General features: G+C 64.0%; 18 protein-coding genes and 1 tRNA gene. 8 read left to right on the forward strand and 11 right to left on the reverse strand.

Annotated elements, in window-relative coordinates; all coding sequences use genetic code 11:
- Positions 1 to 114 precede the first annotated feature (114 nt).
- The 6 genes from CXK91_RS07920 (at position 115) to CXK91_RS07950 (ending at position 4,136) form a co-directional block, all read left to right on the forward strand.
- Positions 115 to 333: a hypothetical protein gene (locus CXK91_RS07920; protein ID WP_014852368.1), complete on the forward strand. Its 219-nt coding sequence runs from the start codon at positions 115 to 117 to the stop codon at positions 331 to 333.
- Positions 330 to 545: a hypothetical protein gene (locus CXK91_RS07925; RefSeq protein WP_103455629.1), complete on the forward strand. Its 216-nt coding sequence runs from the start codon at positions 330 to 332 to the stop codon at positions 543 to 545. The genes CXK91_RS07920 and CXK91_RS07925 overlap by 4 nt, the downstream gene beginning before the upstream one ends.
- A complete protein-coding gene (locus tag CXK91_RS07930) occupies positions 538 to 906 on the forward strand; it encodes a hypothetical protein (RefSeq protein WP_103455630.1) in 369 nt (122 codons plus the stop codon). Before CXK91_RS07925 ends, CXK91_RS07930 begins: the two co-directional genes overlap by 8 nt.
- The gene (locus tag CXK91_RS22700; RefSeq protein WP_181003930.1) at positions 899 to 1,285 is read left to right on the forward strand and encodes a hypothetical protein; all 387 of its coding nucleotides are present in this window, start codon (positions 899 to 901) and stop codon (positions 1,283 to 1,285) included. The genes CXK91_RS07930 and CXK91_RS22700 overlap by 8 nt, the downstream gene beginning before the upstream one ends.
- Before the next feature lie 454 nt (positions 1,286 to 1,739).
- A complete protein-coding gene (locus CXK91_RS07945; RefSeq protein ID WP_103455631.1) occupies positions 1,740 to 3,020 on the forward strand; it encodes a hypothetical protein in 1,281 nt (426 codons plus the stop codon).
- 72 nt (positions 3,021 to 3,092) lie between these two features.
- Positions 3,093 to 4,136 carry a phage integrase gene (locus CXK91_RS07950; RefSeq protein WP_103455632.1) on the forward strand — a complete coding sequence of 348 codons (1,044 nt, stop codon included), beginning with the start codon at positions 3,093 to 3,095 and terminating at the stop codon, positions 4,134 to 4,136.
- A gap of 23 nt (positions 4,137 to 4,159) precedes the next feature.
- On the opposite strand, the gene CXK91_RS07955 is transcribed toward CXK91_RS07950, so the two are convergent.
- The 8 genes from CXK91_RS07955 to CXK91_RS07990 form a co-directional block, all read right to left on the reverse strand.
- A tRNA-Sec gene (locus CXK91_RS07955) sits at positions 4,160 to 4,255 on the reverse strand.
- Between the two features lie 38 nt (positions 4,256 to 4,293).
- Positions 4,294 to 6,210: a selenocysteine-specific translation elongation factor gene (selB, locus tag CXK91_RS07960; RefSeq protein WP_103455633.1), complete on the reverse strand. Its 1,917-nt coding sequence runs from the start codon at positions 6,208 to 6,210 to the stop codon at positions 4,294 to 4,296.
- Positions 6,207 to 7,616: an L-seryl-tRNA(Sec) selenium transferase gene (gene selA, locus CXK91_RS07965; protein ID WP_103455634.1), complete on the reverse strand. Its 1,410-nt coding sequence runs from the start codon at positions 7,614 to 7,616 to the stop codon at positions 6,207 to 6,209. The genes selB and selA overlap by 4 nt, the downstream gene beginning before the upstream one ends.
- Positions 7,613 to 8,530 (reverse strand): formate dehydrogenase accessory protein FdhE, encoded by a 918-nt coding sequence (fdhE, locus tag CXK91_RS07970; RefSeq protein WP_103455635.1) that lies wholly within the window; start codon positions 8,528 to 8,530, stop codon positions 7,613 to 7,615. The genes selA and fdhE overlap by 4 nt, the downstream gene beginning before the upstream one ends.
- Before the next feature lie 133 nt (positions 8,531 to 8,663).
- The gene (locus CXK91_RS07975; RefSeq protein ID WP_103455636.1) at positions 8,664 to 9,287 is read right to left on the reverse strand and encodes a formate dehydrogenase subunit gamma; all 624 of its coding nucleotides are present in this window, start codon (positions 9,285 to 9,287) and stop codon (positions 8,664 to 8,666) included.
- A 57-nt stretch (positions 9,288 to 9,344) separates the two neighbouring features.
- Positions 9,345 to 10,283, reverse strand: a complete 939-nt coding sequence (gene fdxH / locus CXK91_RS07980) for a formate dehydrogenase subunit beta (protein WP_103455637.1) — start codon at positions 10,281 to 10,283, stop codon at positions 9,345 to 9,347.
- On the reverse strand, positions 10,283 to 13,357 hold the full coding sequence (fdnG, locus tag CXK91_RS07985) for a formate dehydrogenase-N subunit alpha (protein ID WP_103455638.1): 3,075 nt from the start codon (positions 13,355 to 13,357) through the stop codon (positions 10,283 to 10,285). The genes fdxH and fdnG overlap by 1 nt, the downstream gene beginning before the upstream one ends.
- A 165-nt stretch (positions 13,358 to 13,522) precedes the next feature.
- Entirely contained in the window at positions 13,523 to 14,359 is an 837-nt protein-coding gene (locus tag CXK91_RS07990; RefSeq protein ID WP_103455639.1) for an AraC family transcriptional regulator, read from the reverse strand.
- 117 nt (positions 14,360 to 14,476) lie between these two features.
- On the opposite strand from CXK91_RS07990, the gene CXK91_RS07995 reads away from it, so the two are divergent.
- Together CXK91_RS07995 and CXK91_RS08000 are read left to right on the forward strand one after the other, a co-directional pair.
- Positions 14,477 to 14,905 (forward strand): organic hydroperoxide resistance protein, encoded by a 429-nt coding sequence (locus CXK91_RS07995; RefSeq protein WP_103455640.1) that lies wholly within the window; start codon positions 14,477 to 14,479, stop codon positions 14,903 to 14,905.
- A 38-nt stretch (positions 14,906 to 14,943) separates the two neighbouring features.
- Positions 14,944 to 15,894: an alpha/beta fold hydrolase gene (locus CXK91_RS08000; protein ID WP_103455641.1), complete on the forward strand. Its 951-nt coding sequence runs from the start codon at positions 14,944 to 14,946 to the stop codon at positions 15,892 to 15,894.
- A 132-nt stretch (positions 15,895 to 16,026) separates the two neighbouring features.
- Here the strand turns inward: CXK91_RS08000 and CXK91_RS08005 are convergent, their stop codons facing one another.
- The 3 genes from CXK91_RS08005 to uvrD form a co-directional block, all read right to left on the reverse strand.
- Complete coding sequence (locus CXK91_RS08005) at positions 16,027 to 16,869, reverse strand: Tim44 domain-containing protein (protein WP_102820329.1); 843 nt, start codon at positions 16,867 to 16,869, stop codon at positions 16,027 to 16,029.
- A 174-nt stretch (positions 16,870 to 17,043) separates the two neighbouring features.
- Positions 17,044 to 18,144: a TRAP transporter substrate-binding protein gene (locus tag CXK91_RS08010; RefSeq protein ID WP_103455642.1), complete on the reverse strand. Its 1,101-nt coding sequence runs from the start codon at positions 18,142 to 18,144 to the stop codon at positions 17,044 to 17,046.
- Between the two features lie 73 nt (positions 18,145 to 18,217).
- A complete protein-coding gene (uvrD, locus tag CXK91_RS08015) occupies positions 18,218 to 20,407 on the reverse strand; it encodes a DNA helicase II (RefSeq protein WP_103455643.1) in 2,190 nt (729 codons plus the stop codon).
- Positions 20,408 to 20,453 lie beyond the last annotated feature (46 nt).

Genomic DNA, 20,453 nt, shown 5'->3' on the forward strand with positions numbered 1-20,453 from the left:
TTCTTTGTTGGTACTGTTTACAAACGGGATGGCGATGGTACTATCTACTCACAGGTGGTACATAGTACGAACAGGCCCCGTTCGATTAATGCCGAACATAGTGGAGTAAAGCGGATGGATACGGAAGGTTTTGACCCGCAAAAGCTGCACGGCGCCCCGCCCCTGATGCCGTGGCCGAAGTTCGCCGAGTGGATCGGCATGGGCGACGAACCCATCGTGGTACGCACCTGGTTGGAGCGCGGCTACCTGCCTTCGCAGAAAGTGGGCAAGCGCACGATGGTCAACGTGGCCCTGCTGCATCAGCAGCTTCTCGAACAGGAGTGGACGCTATGAACAAGGCAGACGACAGCCTCGACCTGTGCAGCCTCAAGACCTTTGCCGAAATGAGCGGCGTATCGGTTGAGGAGGCCATCAACTGGGCCGACTCCGGCGCCATCCCGAGCATGAAGCTGGCCGACTTCCGCATGGTCAATCTGGCCCGCCTGCGCGACGACCTGCTCAAGGGCAAAACTGAGTTTCAAGCGGGGGATTACAGCCATGTCTAAGCCATTACAGGATGCCGCCAAGGCGCTCGGCTACATCGGGCAAACCGTGCTCGTCGAATTGCGCTGGGAAGACGACAACGAACTGCTGTGGCGCTGCTACCACATCGTGGGTGCCGTGCTGCCTGTGCCGGGCGTGTTCGATACGGGCTACTTCCTGACGGTGCCCTTCTGCGGCAGCGTGGATTTCCCCGACGAGATCTACTTCGACAGCATCCGCACCATCCAACCGATGCGCCAACGCGACAACCGCGGTGCTGGCAAGGTGCTGGGCCATATCGCGCTGCCGGAGCCTTCCGCACCCTGGAGCGATCTGGCCGCACATCAAGCCACGCTCAACGAAGGAGAACGCCGCCATGCGTAAGCCCTTCGTAATGGATACCGCCGCCGCACTCGGCTATGTGGGTCAGACCGTCCTGATCGAAACCGCCTGGGAGCAGGAGCCGGAGTCCTTCTGGCAATGCGTGACCATCGCCGGTGTTGTGCTGCCGGTGGATGGCATGAAAGGCGCGCCGTGCTTCCTGGGCGTCGAACTCAGCTCCAGTACGCAAGAGCCCAGCGAGATCTACTTCCACACCATTCGCACCATCAGGGTGATGCGGCACCGCGACCGGCATGGTTCCGGCAACGTACTGGACCGTATCGCCCTCCCTAATGCTGGGAGGTCAGGGGCCGCGCTCCCGGCTCGTCGGGACAGCTTCACCGTCCCGTCGAACGGAAGCACGGGCGCAGCGCACCCTTGACCCTGCACGCTCATGAACAGCCTAACGCGGGGAGTGTGGGGTAGCTTTTCCACCCCACGCTCCCGAGCCCTCGGCGGCAAGAGCGGGATGACAAGGGCAGAGCCCTTGGTGTTATTCGTCCTGTCGCGCCGCGCCGCTCTCCCTCACTTGCTCCGGCTGGCCTGCCTTGCGCTCTGCATCGCCCTGGCCGGGACGCCGCCGCCTGACGATCCCAACCTCGCCACCTTCTTTCAGGAACAAGCCTGCCTGGAAGACCCGACCCAGGGATTCATCGACCCCATCGCGCCTATCGAAACCACCACGTGCAAGCCAAGAAGGTTTGAAAGCGTCGCCGCGCCGCCGGCCGGGAGCGCAAGGCACGAGCGTTAGGCCGCCGGCGCGGCGACGTCCCTGTAGCACGTCAGATAAACCCAGATGAATTACCGCATTAGTCAGCATTAGGAAGTAAAACCAAATGTCCAAGCCAAAAGATTTTCTCCGCCTAGACATGCTTGCCCGTGAAGATCGCAACGGGCGTTTGTTCGTCGATCCCAGCACGGCGGCATTCGTCGATCTGTCCAAGGTCCGTTTGCTGCGCTGCGGCGTGGATACGGTCCGTCAGCTGTACCGCGGGCTGATCCGCCCCGAAATCATGGCGCTATTCGAGAAGCCGGGCGCGATGGTCGAGTTTGCCGGGGAGATCTGGCACGCCGGGCGAGTGGGGCGGGACTCGGGCTACCAGTACAAACTCCAGAACGCGGACCTTGGGTTCATCCTGCTGATCAAGAACTTCAACGCCAAGCTGGAACAGATCGGCCCGCACTTGAAAATCGAGGTGTCACCGCACGCCATCGACGCGCTGTCGCCGGAACGGCTCCAGGAACGCATGGACTACTACGCTGCCGCTGTGATGACCCACCGGGAGCGCAACCAGTGTGCCGTTCACCTCGCCCTGGATCTGCAAGGTTGGACGCCTCCGGCTGACCTGACGGGCCGCATGCACTGCCGCGCACGGGCCAACCGCGATATCTCGGGCATCAAGGAGATCCAGTGGACCATGGAGGCGGCGACCTACGGCAAGGGCCAATCCTTCCTGTTCGGCTCTGCCGGTGGCGTACAGCTCGGGATCTACAACAAGACGCTGCAAGCCCGTGCGAGTGACAAGCTCGACTATTGGGAAAGCGTCTGGCGTCGCCGTGATTCGTTCGATGCGAAAGACCCGGAAAACTACAACCCAGCCCAGGACGTGTGGCGCGTTGAGCTGCGTTATCACCACTCGGTCATCCAGCAGTTCGCCAGCGGCTCGACCGACGTGAAGACTGGCCAAGCCATCGATACAGACTCCTTTGCCGCCTTCTCGGCCCATCTGGAAGGCCTGTGGCGCTACGGCATGAGTCAATTCAAGCTGCTCGCCCGGCCCGGCTACTTCGAACCCATCTGGACGCTGCTGCGCGAAGACGCACGGGTTGATCTGCCAGTGGACTCCCTGGTCGATGAAACCGAGTACAAGCGGTACTACAAGACCTCTCGAGGCTTCTCCGGCAAGAACGTGGAACTATTCCTGGGAAACTTCGTAAGCCTGCTGGCAAGGGAGCGAGTGGGCGCTAAGAAGGCATTCGAGACCCTAAAGCAATGGGATTGCTGGCCGGTCATCCGCGACCACTACGCCGCCAAGGACATGAGCGAGCGGGATCTGTACAAGCACATCAAGAACCTGCTCGAGGAGCGGCATGTGAGGTGGGGCAGGGCGATCTGATGTTTGTTTGTCAGACACACAAACAAGCCAAACAGACTGCCGTAACTGCTCCCGGCCAAGGCGGTGATGGCCATGGCGATTGAGCAACTACCGGATGGCCGCTGGAAGGTCGATGTAGAGCCGGTGAAGGGCAGGCGCTTTCGCAAGACGGTGAAGACCAAGGCCGAGGCGTTGCGATTCGAGGCGACCTGTCGTGCCAAGGTGATCGACAAGCCAGACTGGACGCCTAAGCCCAGGGACCGGCGCAAACTGCTAGAGCTGATCGGACGTTGGCGATTGCTGCACGGGCATGGCCTGAGCGACATTCACCGCACCGAGCTGGTACTGAACCGCATGGCCCGCGAAATGGGCAACCCGGTGGCCAGCCAACTGACTGGCGCGATGTATACGGCCTACCGTGCTGCACGACTCGCCTCCGGCATCAGCGGCAAGACGGTGAACATCCAGTTCGGCTACCTGTGCTCGGTGTTCAACGTGCTGCGCCAGCTTGGCGAGATCGACTATGAAAACCCGCTGGCCTCGGTAAAGCCGCTCAAGCTCCAGGAACGGGAACTGACGTACCTGAGTGATGCCCATATCGACCGTCTGTTTCGCGCCATCCAGGAGCACTGCCGCACGCCTCACACGTACATGGTCGCCACCGTGTGCCTCGCTACGGGCTGCCGTTGGGGAGAAGCACAAGCGCTCAGGCCGGAACGGGTGAGGGATGGGCACGTACTGTTCGTGAACACCAAGGGCAAGCGCCGACGCTCCGTGCCGATCGATCAGGCATTGCATGACCGCATTCACCAGCACTTCCAGGAACACGGCCTGTTCACCAACTGTCGCGACAGCTTCGACTACGCGGTGAAAATGTCTGGCCTGAAGCTACCGGTCGGCCAGAAGACGCACGTTCTTCGACACACCTTCGCCTCTCACTTCATGATGAACGGCGGCAACATCCTCACCCTGCAAAAAGTCCTCGGCCACGCCTCGCTGAACATGACGATGCGCTACGCACACCTCGCGCCGGACTACCTGAAGGATGTGATCAAGCTCGGCCCGATTCGGGGTTTTCGACACTTCTTCGACACCCAAGCCGAAGCGGAACCGGGGAGAGCGCTGGAAGCCCCATAAACCGGGGCCTCCAGAAGAGAATTTGGCGGAAGGCAGTGAGAGTCGAACTCACCCGGGAACGGCTGCCGTCCCCAACCGGGGTTGAAGCCCGGCCGCACCACCGGGTGCGATTGCCTTCCTTATCTGGTCTTGATGTGAGAAAGGGGCGGTGTCCAGCCTACCCCAGGCCTGACCGGATCGCCAAGGCACTGTCCTGGCGGACTTTGCGTTCGTTGCCGAAGCGGCGGGTGAGGCCGATACGGTCGAAGTGTTCGAGCAGCTGGATGCTGCGTTTGCGGCCGAGCTGGATGCGGTCGCGGAAGGCGGCGGCGCGGATCACGCCGCTTTGTGCTTCCAGTCGCAGTACATGCCCCACGAGTTGGCGAATGGTGAACTCGGGGTAGAACAAATCTTTCACCACCTGTTGCAGCAGGCCGAGGCGGGCGAGCTTGCGTAGCAGGTTGCGCATCTGTGTTTCGTCGACGCCGAGGTCGCGGGCCAGGTCGCGGACCCAGGGTGGGTCGAACTGGCCGGCTTCGAGCAGTGGCCACAGGCGTTCCTTCAACCCTTCTTCCGCATCGCTCAGGCGCACCCGGTGATCGGGGTGGTGCAGCCAGGGGCCGCTGGTTTCGATGCGGCCGGCGGCCAGCGCCTGCTCCAGTAGGGCGATAAATACCGGCCGCTCTAGCTGCGACACGGCGTAGCGACGCAGGCGGTCGCGGTCGGGGCCGAGTTCGTCGGGTTGTTCTTCGTGAAAGCGTTGCAGGGCGGCGAGCAGGGTGGCTTCGAGTTCGTCCCAGCGGGCTTGATCGAAAAGCCGTGGCCCCAATCGCGTGCCGACTTCCAGTACGCCGTGCGGCAGCTGCCAGCCATCGCGCGGGCGGTTGAACTGGCGTTCCAGGCTTTGCGGGTCGATGCCGTTGGTGGCGCTGGCGAGCAGCGGCGGCAATGCCTGCTCCAGGCTCGGCTGGTCGAGGGCGCGAAGTTGTTCCAGCCGTGCGGCGCGGCGGCGGTTACGCGGTGGTGCGTACGGGTCGAGCACACGGCCGCCGCCAAGGGTGCGCTGGGCGGACTGATCGCGAAGGACGATGCGGTCGCCATGTACCGCGTGGCTCGGTGCGTTGAGCAGTAGCTGGGCGAAGGCGCGTTCGCCCGGCGCTAGACTCGTGCCTTCGAGCAGGGCGACGCGGGCGGTGACGTCCTGGGCGCCGAGGTGTACGTGCACCGGCGTCCAGTGCTTGAGCTCGTGGGCTTCGCCGGGCAGCAGCTGGAAGTCGATATCGATGCGTTGGGTGGGTGCATGCAGCAGTGGGTGCAGCAGCCAGTCGCCGCGATGGATCTGCTCCACTGCCAGCCGCTCGCCGGCAAGATTCAAGGCCACGCGCTGGCCGGCATGGGCTTCGCCCGCTTCGCGGTTCTGCGCGTGCAGGCCGCGGACGCGCACGCGTTTGCCGGTGGGGCCGAGCAGCAGTTCGTCGCCGATTCGCACGCGCCCGGCAAAGGCGGTGCCGGTGACCACCACACCGGCGCCGGTGACGCTGAAGGCGCGGTCGATGGCCAGGCGGAAGTGGCCGCTGTCGCCGCGTGCGGCGGTGCGCGCGGCTTCTTCGATCAGCGCGGTGCGCAGGGCGTCGATGCCATCGCCGCGGATGCTGGAAACCGGAAAGATCGGCGCGCCGGCCAACGGCCCGGCGGCCAGCAGGGCTTCGATCTGCTGCTCAACTTCGGCGATTCGGGCCGGCTCGACGCGGTCGATCTTGGTCAGCGCTACTAGCGCGCGACGGATGCCAAGCAGTTCGACGATGGCCAGGTGTTCGCGGGTCTGCGGCATGACGCCATCGTCAGCGGCGACCACCAGCAGCACGCAGTCGATGCCGCTGGCGCCGGCCAGCATGTTGTGCACGAAGCGCTCGTGGCCTGGCACGTCGATAAAACCGGTGAGGCTGCCTTCGCCGAGGTCGGCGTAGAGGTAGCCGAGATCGATGGTGATGCCACGCTCGCGCTCCTCGCGGCGGCGGTCGCCTTGTTGCCCGGTGAGGGCGTGGAGCAGCGCGGTCTTGCCATGGTCGATATGGCCGGCGGTACCGACGATCAACGGGCCAGCTCCTCTTGCAGGTGCGCCAGTTGCTGGAGGAATGCCGGTTCGTCGTCGAGCTGTCGCAGGTCGAGCCAGAGGGCGTCGTCATCGATGCGCCCGAGCACAGGAATCGGCAGGCAGCGCAGGGCTTCTTCTAGCTGGCGCAGGCTGCGGCCGCGCAGGCGTTTCGGCTGCTGCGGGCGGATGCATAGCGCGGCGCTGGGCAGGCGTGCCACCGGCTGCGCGCCGCTGCCGATCATGCCCAGGGCATCGGTTACGGCGACTTGCCAGGTTTCACCCAGCACGGCGGCAAACGCCGGGGCGATGCGGTCGGCCTGGCTACGGATCTCCGTCTGCGGGCGACTGAGCAGGCGCAGGCTGGTGAGGCGTTCGGCGAGGCGGTCGGGGTCGCGATAGAGGTTGAGCACCGCTTCCAGCGCGGCGAGGGTTAGCTTGTCGACGCGCAGGGCGCGCTTGAGCGGGTTCTTCTTGATCTTCTGGATCAGTGCCTTGCTGCCGACGATCAGCCCGGCCTGCGGGCCGCCGAGCAGCTTGTCGCCGCTGAAGGTGACGATGTCGGCGCCGTCGCGCAGCGCTTCCTGCACCGTCGGCTCTTTCGGCAGGCCCCAGCGGGAGAGGTCGAGCAGGCTGCCGCTGCCAAGGTCTTCCAGGAGCGGCAAGTCGTGGGCATGGGCGATGCGCGCCAGTTCGGCGGTGGCGACGCTGGCAGTGAAACCCTGCACGCTGTAGTTGCTGGTATGCACGCGCATCAGCAGACCCGAGCGCGGGTTGATCGCCGCTTCGTAGTCTTTGGCGTGGGTGCGGTTGGTGGTACCGACCTCATGCAGCTTCACGCCGGCGCGGGCCATGATGTCGGGGATGCGGAAGGCGCCGCCGATCTCGATCAGCTCACCGCGGGAAATGATGCCTTCCTTGCGTGCGCCGAGGCTGTTCAAGGCCAGCAGCACGGCGGCGGCATTGTTGTTGACCACGGTGACCGCCTCGGCGCCGGTCAGCTCGCGGATCAGTCCTTCGATAAGGTCGTCGCGATCGCCGCGCTTGCCGGTGGCGAGATCGAATTCCAGATTGAGTGGGTAACGCGCGGCAAGGGTGATCGCTTCGATGGCTTCATCCGGCAACAGGGCGCGGCCGAGGTTGGTGTGCAGCACCGTGCCGGTGAGGTTGAACACGCGGCGCACGCGGCTCTTGTGCTGGTTGGCCAGGCGTTCGCCGGCGCGTCCGGCGAGCACTGCCTCGGACAGTTCCAGTGCAGCCAGCTGGCCGTGACGAGCGGGCTCGCGCAATTCATCGAGCAGATCGCGCAGGGTGCTCAGCAATGCCTGGCGGCCGTAACGCTGCTGCAGCGGCTGACAGGCCGGATCGCGCAGCAGCTTGTCGACCGAGGGCAGGTGACTGCTGCTCATGCATCGCCCCCCGGTGCCAGCAGCAGATTGGGCGCCTGACGCTGAAAGCCCTGCTCGGCCAGCAGCAGGTCCAGGTCGAGGGTGGCGAGGTCGGCGGAGAGGCTTTCGCCATCCGGGGCCAGGTCCAGATAGAGCTGCTTGAGGTAGCCGTTGCACTCGGGGCAGACCTCGGCCTTGATGCCCTGGGGCGAGCCCTCGAAGTGCAGGTAGTCGAGCTTTTTGGTGCTGCGGCAGAGGCTGCATTTGACGCGCACGTAATGCCACTCGCAGGCGCACAGCGAGCAGACCAGATAACGCAGGCCGTTGAGCTGGCCGCGGTGGCGGATGATGCCGGCCATGGGCGGCGCACCGCAGCAGGGGCAGAGGGTCTGGTCTTCGCGTTCGCGCAGGGTGGTGAGGTCCAGTTGCAGCAGCCAGTGGCTCCAGGCCAGTTGCAGCGCGGCGCCAAGAAAGGGCACCAGGGCCGGCGGCAGGCTGTCGTACTGGCCGCTGACCAGTGCCACGGCCCAGGCCTTGCGCTGGCCGCTCTCGGCCTCGCGCAGTTGCTCGATGGCAGCGACTACCGCCGGGTTTTCCGGCACCACGAAGGCTTCCAGCCAGGCATCCAGCATCGTCAGCCAGGCGTCGTCGCGTACCAGGGTATCGGCAGCCAGTGGCGGCAGGTTGTGTTTGAGACTTTCGCGGGTGCGGTGTTCGTCCAGCGGCGCCATTGACGGCGGGTTGTCCAGCACCTGCTGTTGCGCCTGGCACACCGCCGCCAGCAGGCGCAGGTAGTCGGCGAACGGATGGCCTTCTGCGAGCTTTGTCAGGCGCGCGCTGCGCAGGGCGAACAGATCGCGCGGCGGCAGGTTGATGAAGGGTGGTTTGCAGGCAGCAGCTTCGATCTGCCCGGGCTCGAGAATGGTGCCTGCCACGCAGGACTCCTTTTCTTGGGGTTGTGCCGAACAGCATAGTCCGTCATCGGCTGTCGCTCGGCTTTCGATGGTGCGTGGGGCTGAAGATTCCCGCGCGGGTGCTCGGGAATCTTCAGTTGAACAGCGGTGCCGCTTATTTGCGCTCGGTGATCTCCCGATACCAGGCGGGGTGGTGCTTGCGGGCCCATGCGCGGCTGACGGTGCCGTAAAGCATGGCGCCCATCGAGCCCTTGAGCCAGATGGCGGCGTAGATGTGCACGATGATGCTGACGATCAGCACGAACGCGGCGATGGCATGCAGCAGGCTGGCCCAGCGCAGCGAGACGATGCCGAAGAAGCTGCTGAAGTACTCGCGCCAGATGACGATGCCGCTGAGCAGCAACACCAGCATGCTGAGGATCAGCACCCAGAACAGCACCTTCTGCCCGGCGTTGTAGCGGCCGACTTCCGGCAGTTTGTCTTCGCGGTTGTGCACCACGTCGTTGATCTGCCTGAGCCACTGCCGGTCGCGCGCTTCGATGCGGTTATGCCCGGCAAAGCGGATCGCCAGCCAGAGGAAGAAGACGAACATCGCGACCCCGATGAAGGGGTGCAGGATGCGCGTCCAGGTGCCGCCGCCGAACAGCCCGGAGAGGCCGAACAGCGCCGGATGGAACAATGCCAGGCCGGACAGCGCGGCTAGGACGAAGAGGATGGCAACGATCCAGTGATTGGTTCGCTGCGAGGGGTTGTAGCGTTCGATGTCGTTGTTGTTCATCGTTGGCTCCTTGAGCGATCGACTCCGAGGATGGCCCCGCGAACGGGGCCGCCGGATTCAGGGTCGCGGCTCCTTGGGGTCGACCACATGCACCGAGGGATCGACCTGGTGCACCACGGGCTCGCTGAGTTCGGCCTTCTCGTCCTCTTCCTCGACGCGAACCGGGCCGACCCGCGTGTAGTGGAAGAAGCCGGCCAGCACCGCCGCGCCCATGCCCAGCAGGGCCAGCGGCTTGGTCACGCCTTTCCACAGGCTGACCAGCGGGCTGATGGTCGGCTCGTTCGGCAGGCCGCTGTACAGCGACGGCTGATCGGCATGGTGCAGCACGTACATCACGTGCGTACCGCCGACGCCATCGGGGTCGTACAGACCGGCCTGATCGAAACCGCGTTCCTTCAGGTCGGCGATGCGCCCGGCGGCGTGCTCTTTCATGTCGTCCTTGCTGCCGAAGACGATCGCCCCGGTGGGGCAGGTCTTCACGCACGCCGGCTCAAGGCCGACGGAAACCCGGTCGGAGCAGAGCGTGCACTTGTAGGCCTTCTTGTCCTTCTCGGAGATGCGCGGGATATCGAACGGGCAGCCGGTGATGCAGTAGCCGCAGCCGATGCAGTGGTCCTGGTTGAAGTCGACGATGCCGTTGGCGTACTTCACGATCGCCCCCGGCGCCGGGCAGGCCTTGAGGCAGCCAGGGTCGGCGCAGTGCATGCAGCCGTCCTTGCGGATCAGCCATTCGAGATTGCCGCTGCCGGGGTTCTCGTACTCGGCGAACTTCATTACCGTCCAGGATTCGGCGGTGAGGTCGATCGGGTTGTCGTAGGTCCCGTTGCTGGTGCCGACCTCATCACGCAGGTCGTTCCATTCCGAACACGCCACCTGGCAGGCCTTGCAGCCGATGCACTTGGAGACGTCGATCAGTTTCGCCACCTCGCCGATCTCGCGGATAGACGGCCGCTCGGTGGTCGTGGCGGAGCGGGCAATCACGTCTTGAGTAGCCATCATGCCTTCTCCACGTTGACCAGGAACGACTTGAACTCCGGCGTCTGGGTGTTGGCGTCACCGACGAAAGGCGTCAGCGTGTTGGTCAGGTAGCCGTTGCGCGCCACCCCGGCGAAGCCCCAGTGCAGCGGAATGCCGATCTGGTGCACCGTCTGCCCGTCCACCGTCAGCGGCTTGATGCGCTTGGTCACCACCGCCACCGCCTTGATATAGCCGCGGTTGGACGACACCTTGACCCGCTCGCCAGCCTTGATGCCCAGCTCGTTGGCCAGCACTTCGCCGATCTCGACGAACTGCTCGGGCTGGGTGATCGCGTTGAGCCGGCAGTGCTTGGTCCAGAAGTGGAAGTGCTCGGTCAGCCGATAGGTGGTGGCCGCGTAGGGGAAGTCCTCCGCGGTGCCGAACAGCTCCATGTCGTTCTTGAACACCCGTGCTGCCGGGTTGCTGATCGCCTGTGCGTTGCCCGGGTGCAACGGGTTGCGCCCGATCGGCGTCTCGAACGGCTCATAATGCTCGGGGAATGGCCCCTCGTTCATCTTGTCCACGGCGAACAGCCGCGCCACTCCTTCGGGGTTCATGATGAACGGGTTCATGCCGTCCTCGGGCCGCGAGTCGACCTTGAAGTCCGGCACGTCGGTACCGCCCCATTTGCCGCCGTCCCACCACACCAGCCGCTTCTTCTGCGGCTCCCACGGATTGCCTGCGGGGTCGGCTGAAGCGCGGTTGTAGAGGATGCGGCGGTTGGCCGGCCAGGCCCAGGCCCAGCCCAGTGTCTGGCCCATTCCGTAGGGGTCGGCGTCGTCGCGCCGGGCCATCTGGTTGCCGGCCTGAGTCCAGGAGCCGCACCAGATCCAGCAGCCGCTGGAGGTCGTGCCGTCGGCACGCAGCAGGCCGAAGCCCGGTAGCAGTTCACCGGCCTTGGCCACCTGAGCGCCGGTCTGCAGGTCGAAGACGTCGCTCAGGGCCCTGCCGTTGTACTCCTGGGCGATTTCCTCGGCGCTCGGTTCTTCCGGCTGCCGATAGCCCCAGTCGATGTTGAGCAGCGGTTCGGCGTAGGCGCCGCCCTCCTTGCGATACATTTCGCGCAGACGATGGAACAACCCGCCCATGATCACCACGTCGGTCTGCGCCTGGCCTGGCGGCTCGGCGGCCTTCCAGTGCCATTGCAGCCAGCGGCTGCTGTTGACCAGCGAGCCGTCCTCTTCGGCGAAGCAGGTGGTCGGCAGGCGGAACACCGTGGTCTGGATGCTGGCGGTGTCAACGTCGTTGTATTCGCCGGCGTTGCGCCAGAACTCCGACGTTTCGGTTGCCAGCGGATCCATGATCACCAGGTACTTGAGCTTGGCCAGCGCGGCGCTGACCTTGGCCTTGTTGGGGAACGAGGCGATGGGGTTGAAGCCCTGGCAGAAATAACCGTTCACCTGCCCCTGGTACATCATGTCGAACACCTTGAGCACGTCGTAGCCGGGGATATCCAGCTTCGGCAGCCAGTCGTAGCCCCAGTTGTTCTCCGCCGTGGCGTTCTTGCCGTACCAGGCCATCATCAGGCTGACGTGGAATTTCTCGTAGTGCTGCCAGTAGGACAGCTGCCCCGGCCGTAGCGGCTTGGCGGTGCGCTTGGCGATGTAGGCGGTGTAGTCCTGTTCAGCGTCGAGCGGCAGGGTCATGTAGCCCGGTAGCAGGTTGGAGAGCAGCCCCAGGTCGGTCAGGCCCTGGATGTTGGAGTGCCCGCGCAGGGCATTCATGCCACCGCCGGGCATGCCGATGTTGCCGAGCAGCAGCTGCACCATGGCGCCGGTGCGGATCATCTGCGAGCCGGTCGAATGCTGGGTCCAGCCGAGGGCATACATGATGGTCATGACCTTGCCCGGCGCCGAGGTTTCGGCAATGGTTTCCCAGACGTGCAGCATCTTGTCCTGCGGCGTGCCGCAGATGTTGCTGACTACTTCGGGTGTGTAGCGGCTGTAGTGCTGTTTGAGCAGGTTGTAGACGCAGCGTGGGTGGGTCAGGCTCTTGTCGACGCGGGCAAAGCCGTCTTCATCGAGCTCGTAGCTCCAGCTGGACTTGTCCGGGTAGGCGCGTTTCTCGGCATCGTAGCCGTTGAACAGCCCGTTTTCGAAGCCATAGCCTTCTTTGACGATGAACGAGACGTCGGTGTAATTGACCACGTACTCGTGCTGGATCTTGTCGTTTTCCAGCAGGTAGTTGATCAACCCACCGAGGAAGGCGATGTCGGTGCCGGTACGGATCGGCGCGTAGAAATCAGCCACCGACGCCGAGCGGGTGAAGCGCGGATCGACCACCACCAGCCGCGCCTTGTTGCGCGCCTTGGCTTCGGTAACCCATTTGAAGCCGCACGGGTGCGCTTCGGCGGCATTGCCGCCCATGATGAGGATCAGATCAGCGTTCTGGATATCGCTCCAGTGATTGGTCATGGCTCCACGGCCAAACGTCGGGGCAAGACTTGCCACCGTCGGGCCGTGTCAGACACGTGCCTGGTTGTCGAATCCCAGAATGCCGAGTGAACGCACCACCTTGTGGGTGATATAGCCAGCCTCGTTGGATGACGCCGAGGCGGCGAGGAAACCTGTGCTCAGCCAGCGATTGACCGTTTGGCCCTGTTCATTGCGCTCGATGAAGTTGGCATCGCGGTCGTCCTTCATCAATCGGGCGATGCGGTCGAGGGCGTCGCTCCACTCGATGCGCTTCCACTCGTTGGTGCCGGCTTCGCGGACTTCCGGATGGGTCAGGCGGTTGGGGCTGTGGACGAAGTCGAGCAGGCCCGCACCTTTCGGGCAGAGGGTGCCGCGGTTGACCGGGTGATCGGAGTCGCCTTCGATGTGGATGATGTTCTGCGCAACGTTTTTGCCGCCGCTGCCCTGGCTGTAGAGAATCAGCCCGCAACCGACGGAGCAGTAGGGGCAGGTGTTGCGGGTCTCACGGGTGTTGGTCAGTTTGAAATGCCGGATCGACTCGGCATACGCCGACGGCGGGGCCATGCCCAATGCCGCCATGCTCGACGCCCCAAGGCCCACACCGCAGACCTTGAAGAACTGTCGACGGTTCATATCCATCGGTGTTCTCCTTTCTTCTCAGGCTGGTACGCCGATGCTTTGCCGGCGTCTGCTAAGGAGCTTAGTCAAGAATGTAGAAAGTGAAGGGCTGATTCCGGCGTTCCGTCTGAGCCTGCATAGCGAGGCCTGGGCGTCCTTCTACAGGGAAAGCAGACCTTCTAGGCTTCAGCCCTCCACCGCTATTGAAAGCTGCTTTTTCCACTCCCTCGGCGATTGTCCGCAGTGCGCCTTGAACGCCCGGGAGAACGCGGCTTCGCTGCCATAGCCGACCTCGAGCGCGATCATTTTCAGTGGGCGCCCTAGGCGCAGGGCCTTCTGCGCCAGCCGTACGCGCCAGCCCTGCAGATACTGGCCCGGCGTGGCGCCGACCGCCTCGCGAAATGCCGTGGCGAATACGCTGCGCGACATCCCCGCGACGCCGGCCAGCTCTTCGAGTGTCCAGTCCTGCGCCGGCGCCTCGTGCATCGCCACCAGGGCATTGCGCAGGCGCGGGTGTGCCAGCCCGGAGAGCAGTCCGCCATGCACCGCGTCGCTTTCCATCAACTGGCGCAATACCTGGATCATCACCACTTCGAGCAGTCGTTCGACCATTGCCACGCGCCCACAGCGCTGCTCAAAGGCTTCTTCGAACAGCAGCGTCAGCACCGGCTCGGCGCCCCATACCTCAGCCAGCGGGAGACAGACGACATCCGCCAACCCGGACACGATGGGATTGCTCGCGCCACCCTCGAACGACAGCTTCGCGCAGACCATATCTGCCTGCTGTCCGGCGGCAACAACGAAACGATGGGTCAGCGGGCGCGGGAATAGCAGCAGGCTTGGGCGTTCGACCTGCAGCTTGTCCCTGCCGTAGTGCACCTCGACGGCACCGCTGCGCACCAGATGCAGCTGTCCGTGTAAGCCATCGCTTTGCAGCGTGTTGATGCCACACAGCGGCCCGGCGTTGAACACCTGGGCGGTCATCGGGAAGTGCGTCATCAGCGCGGCGAGCCTGTCGGCCATATTCGTACTCCTGATCATGTTTTCAGGATTTTACGTCACCAATAGTTTTTCGTGGTGAGCAGAATAGCGCTCACCGGGCAACAACGCCTGGCCACTACCTGAACAGGAACCGTAGCCATGACCATCGAGAAAATCCTCTACACCGCCACTGCAACCGCTACCGGGGGCCGTGAAGGCCGGGCCACCTCCTCTGACGCAGCGCTCGACGTGCAGCTTTCCACCCCGCGTGAGCTGGGTGGTGCTGGCGGCCCCGGCACTAACCCGGAGCAGCTGTTCGCCGCCGGTTACTCGGCCTGCTTTCTCGGTGCGCTGAAGTTCGTCGCCGGCAAGCAGAAGGTCGCACTGCCCACCGACACCCGCATCACCGGGAAGGTCGGCATCGGCCAGATCCCTACCGGTTTCGGCATCGAGGCCGAGCTGACCATCAGCGCGCCCGGCATTGCCCGCGACGTGTTGCAGGAGCTGGTCAACCAGGCCCACGTGGTTTGCCCGTACTCCAACGCCACCCGCGGCAACATCGACGTCACGCTGATCATCGCCGACTGATCCACACAGCCCTCACATTCGCCCAGGAGACAACCGCCATGAATGCCATCATCCGTACCTTCACCCTTCCGCTGTTGGCCATCGCGATGCAGCCAGTTTTCGCCGCACAGCCGGAGCAAGTAGCGCAACCGACATCCAGCATTACCAGTGCCCGTACTGCCAGCACCATCACTACCGCCGACGGCGTGCAGCTGTACTACAAGGACTGGGGCCCGAAGGACGGCCCGGTGGTCACCTTCAGCCACGGCTGGCCGCTCAACTCGGACAGCTGGGAATCGCAGATGCTGTTCCTCGCATCCGAAGGCTATCGCGTGGTCGCTCACGACCGCCGCGGTCATGGCCGCTCCAGCCAGCCGTGGGAAGGCAACGATATGGATCACTACGCCGACGACCTGGCAGCGGTGATCGAAGCGCTCAACCTGAAGGATGTCACGCTGGTGGGCTTCTCCACCGGTGGCGGCGAGGTGGCACGCTACATCGGCCGCCACGGCACCGAACGGGTAAAGAAGGCTGTGCTGGTCAGCGCTGTGCCGCCGATGATGCTGAAAACCGCGGATAACCCGGGTGGCCTGCCGCTGGAAGTCTTCGACGGCATTCGCAAGGCATCGCTGGAGGATCGCGCGCAGCTGTACCTCGACCTTGCTTCCGGTCCGTTCTACGGCTTCAACCGTCCGGGTGCCAAGGTTTCCCAGGGGCTGATCGACAACTGGCGCGCCCAGGGTCTGCAGGCCGGGCACAAGAACACCTACGACTCCATCGCCGCCTTCTCGGCCACGGACTTCCGCGGCGACCTGAAGAAGTTCGACGTACCGACGCTGGTAATCCACGGCGACGATGACCAGATCGTGCCGCTGGACAGCTCGGGCAAGGCCTCCGCGGCACTGGTCAAGGGCGCGAAGCTGATCGTCTACCCAGGCGCGCCGCATGGCCTGACCGACACCCACAAGGAGCGCTTCAACAACGACCTGCTGGGCTTTCTCAAGGAGTGATGGGGGAGAGCAGCTTCGCCGAGCGGCTCGCAGCACTGCGCCACTTGCCCCTCAGAAACGACAAACCCCGCCAGATGGCGGGGTTTGCCTGCAGACTGCGCTAAGGCAGACCAGATTTCTACACGACGCTGATCAGGCGTTCTGGCGGATACCAGCGACGACCCATGGCTGGTTCTCGCCCTGGGCACGCTCCATGCGCCAGCTTTCGCTGAACGGCTCGCCCTGGTCGAAGCGCGAAGTCTTCGATACACCGTTGAAGGTCAGGGTGGCGGTAGTCTTCTCGGCATCGTCGTCGACACCGTCGAGTTGGATCTGCAGATCGTCGATGTAGGTCGCTTGGTAGGCATCACCGATCTCGGCGCGCTCCTGCTTGAGGAAGCCCAGCAGTTGCGGGGTGACGAACTCGGCGATCTTGTCCATCTCGTTGGCGTCCCAGTGCTGCTGCAGCGAGAGGAAGTGCTCGCGGGCTGCGGCGACGAAGCTCTGCTCGTTGAACCAGGCCGGGGCGTTGATCACCGGAGCGGCGGCAACCGGGGCGGCGCTGCCACCGAAGATGGAGCTTGCCGGCTGCTGCGGCATTTCACGCTGCATCGGCGCATGGCCGGCCATGGCTGGCTGCTGCTGGCGACGGCGTGCGGCGAGGAAGCGGAATAGCAGGAACGCGATCGCGCCGAAGATCAGGATATCCATGAACTGAATACCCTCGAAGCCGTCGCCCATGAACATGGAAGCGAGCAGGCCACCGGCGGCCAGACCGGCCAGTGGGCCGAGCCAGCGGGAAGCACCGCTCGCGGCGGCGGGCGTCTGACGACCTGCCTGATTCGGCGCGGCCTGGGTCTGCTGGGGCGCCTGGCGAGTTTGGTGGCTCGGCGCCGAGCCGAAGCTCTTGCCGCCGCCGAAGCGCTTGGCGTGGGCGTCGAGCGCGAAGGTCAGGCTGATACACAGCGCCATGAAAATGCTAAGCACACGTTGCATTGAGTGTTCCCGCTGAAAAGAGTGGAGTACGCGCGCCATCCTGCCGAGACGGGCAGGGGTTGGCCAGGGGCAGTATGTTACCGGCTTTTGCTTGCGACCGTTGGTCGCGCCGGGTGAGCGCTGGGCAAGATGCGGAAACGGAGCCTGACGGCTCCGTTCTGTGCTGCAGCGGGTTTAGCGCCAGTTGTACAGTTCCTTCTCGGAGATCTCGTGCATCGGCTTGACCTGCTCCTGGAAGGCCTTCATCGACGCCCAGATGCGACCGTTCAGCTCGCTTTGTGCGGCCAGCTCGCCGAGTACCAGTTCCGATTGTTCCTGCATGGCGTCGAGCACCTCGTCAGGGAAGCGCTTGAGCTCCACGCCCTGCTGCTTGAGCTGCTCCAGCGCCATGGCGTTGTTGTAGACGTAGTCGTCCATCATGTCGCGGCTGGCTGCGCGGGTCGCCTCAGTGAGGATCGCCTGCAGGTCAGCGGGCAGGGTATCCATCGCCTTTTGATTGACCAGCAGCTCCAGCACCGCTTGCGGCTCCTGCCAGCCTGGGTAGTAGTAGTACTTGGCTGCCTTGTGCAGACCAAAGGCCAGGTCGTTGTACGGGCTGACCCAGTCGGTGGCGTCGATGGCGCCGGTCTGCAACGCGGTGAACACTTCGCCGCCAGGCAGGTTCACGGTGGTCGCGCCGAGGCGCGCCAGCACTTCGCCGCCGAGGCCCGGCATGCGGATCTTCAGCCCGCGCAGATCGCCCAGCGCATTGATTTCCTTGTTGTACCAGCCGCCCATCTGCATGCCGGTGTTACCGACCACCATCGGCTTCACGCCGAAGGGTGCATAGGCCTCTTCCCAGAATTTCTGGCCGTCGCCTCTGCTCAGCCATGCATTCATCTCGATGGCCGACAGGCCGAACGGCACGGAGGTGAAGAATTGCGCGGTGGGCACCTTGCCCTTCCAGTAATAGGCAGCGCCATGACCCAGTTCGGCGGTGCCGCGGGAAACGGCATCGAACACTTCCAGCGCCGGAACCAGCTCGCCGGCAGCGTAGACCTTGATGGTCAGGCGGCCGTCGCTCATCACTTTGACGCGGTCGGCCAGGCGCTCGGCGGCGGTGCCCAGGCCCGGGTAGTTCTTCGGCCAGGCGGTGACCATTTTCCAGGTGTAGGTTTTGGCGGGTTCGCTGGCGGCTTGTTGGCCGTTTTCGACTTTCTTGTCGTCATTGCAGCCGGCAAGGCCGAGGGTAGCAAGCAAGGCAGCGGCAGCACCGAACAGATGGCGGCGTTTCATGGGTCGGTTTCCTTGGAAGATTCTTCTTATAGGAATGGCTTGTTGGTATGACGGGTTGACGTTAGCGTCAACTCTACAGTGCTTCAAGTTTTGCGTAGCTGAGCATCAGCCATTTGCTGCCCTCGTCTTCGAAATTCACCTGCACCCGGGCCTGGGCGCCGGAGCCTTCGAAGTTGAGGATGGTGCCTTCGCCGAACAGCGAATGACGCACGCGCTGGCCAAGGTTGAACGGCGTTTCTGGCACGCCGGCGCCGTCGAACAGTGACGAGCCGCTCATGCTCTTGCCGCTGAACGAGCGCGTCACCGTGTTGCTCAGGCGCACTTCCTGCACCAGCGCAGGCGGTATTTCGCGGACGAAGCGCGAGATCTTGTTGTAGGTCTCGCTGCCGTAGAGCCGGCGGGTTTCGGCGTAGGTGATCACCAGCTGCTGCATGGCGCGGGTGATGCCGACGTAGGCCAGGCGGCGTTCCTCTTCCAGACGGCCGGATTCCTCCAGGCTCATCTTGTGCGGGAACAGGCCTTCTTCCATGCCGACCAGGAACACCAGCGGGAACTCCAGACCCTTGGCGCTGTGCAGGGTCATCAGCTGCACGCTGTCCTCGTGGTCGCCGGCCTGCTGTTCGCCGGCCTCCAGCGAGGCGTGGTCGAGGAAGGCGGCAAGCGGCGATTGGACGTCGTCGTCCTCTTCGCTGTAGCTGTCGAAGGCGCGCGCGGCAGAAACCAGTTCCTCGAGGTTCTCTACCCGCGCCTGGGCTTTCTCGCCTTTCTCGTCGCGGTGATAGGCAAGCAGCCCGGATTGCTCGATGACCAGCTGCGCCATGTTGTGCAGCTGCATGCCTTCGACCTTCAGCGCCAAGGTGTCGACCAGCTCGACGAAGCCGTTCAGCGCGCTGGCAGCGCGGCCGGAAACCGCCTTGGTACCGACCGCCTGATGCAGTGCCGCCCACATCGACAGGCCCTGCTCACGCGCCAGCTGGCGCAGTGCTTCGACGGTCTTCTCACCGATGCCGCGCGCCGGCACGTTGATCACCCGCTCCAGCGCCGCGTCGTTGTCGCGGGTCTGGATCAGGCGCAGGTAGGCCATGGCGTTCTTGATCTCGGCGCGTTCGAAGAAGCGCTGGCCGCCATAGATACGGTAAGGAATCTTCTCGCGCAGCAGCGCTTCTTCCAGCACCCGCGACTGGGCGTTGGATCGATAGAGAATGGCGATCTCGCTGCGGCTCATGCCGTCGCGGATGGCCTTCTCGATGCTCTCGACCACATAGCGCGCTTCGTCGTGCTCGTTGAAGGCGGCGTACAGGCTGATCGGCTCGCCCTCGCAACCGGAAGTCCAGAGCTCCTTGCCGAGACGACCCTGATTGTTGGCGATTAGCGCGTTGGCGGCCTTGAGGATGCAGGCGGTGGAGCGGTAGTTCTGCTCCAGACGGATGGTTTCGGCATCCGGGAAGTCTTGACTGAACTGGTGCAGGTTCTCAATGCGCGCGCCACGCCAGCCGTAGATCGACTGGTCGTCGTCACCGACCACCATGAGGCTCTCGCCGCCCTTGGCCAACAGGCGCAGCCAGGCGTACTGCACGGCGTTGGTGTCCTGGAATTCGTCGACCAGAACGTGGCGGAAGCGTCGCTGATAGTGTTCCAGCAGGCCCGGATGATCGCGCCACAGATCCAGTGCACGAAGCAGCAGCTCGGAGAAATCGATCACGCCGGCGCGGGCGCAGGCTTCTTCGTAGGCTTCGTAGATCTTCAGTTGAGTGGCGAGGAACAGGTCGCCGCCGGCCTGGATATTCCTGGGGCGCAGGCCTTCGTCTTTCTGCCCATTGATCCACCACTGCGCCTGGCGTGCCGGCCAGCGCTGCTCATCGAGGCCGAGTTCGCGGATCACTCGCTTGACCAGACGCTGCTGGTCGTCGGAATCGAGAATCTGGAAGTTCTGCGCCAGCTTCGCTTCCTGCCAGTGCGCCCGCAGCAGGCGGTGGGCCAGACCATGGAAGGTGCCGACCCACATGCCCTGCGGGTTGACGTGCAGCAGTTGCTCGATACGCTGACGCATCTCGGCAGCGGCCTTGTTGGTAAAGGTCACCGAAAGAATCGAGTGCAATGATGCCCGCTCGACCTGGTGCAACCAGGCGATGCGATGCACCAGTACCCGGGTCTTGCCCGAGCCAGCGCCAGCCAATACCAGTTGACGTCCCAGCGGCGCGGCCACGGCCTGGCGCTGAGCATCGTTGAGGGAATTCAGAAGGAGAGAGAGATCGTCATGCATCGCGGCATTCTATTGGAAATGCCTGCGCTTCGCTCGCCCTGTGGTC

Origin of the sequence: Stutzerimonas stutzeri (assembly GCF_002909485.1) — a bacterium.
Taxonomy (GTDB): domain Bacteria; phylum Pseudomonadota; class Gammaproteobacteria; order Pseudomonadales; family Pseudomonadaceae; genus Stutzerimonas; species Stutzerimonas stutzeri_AH.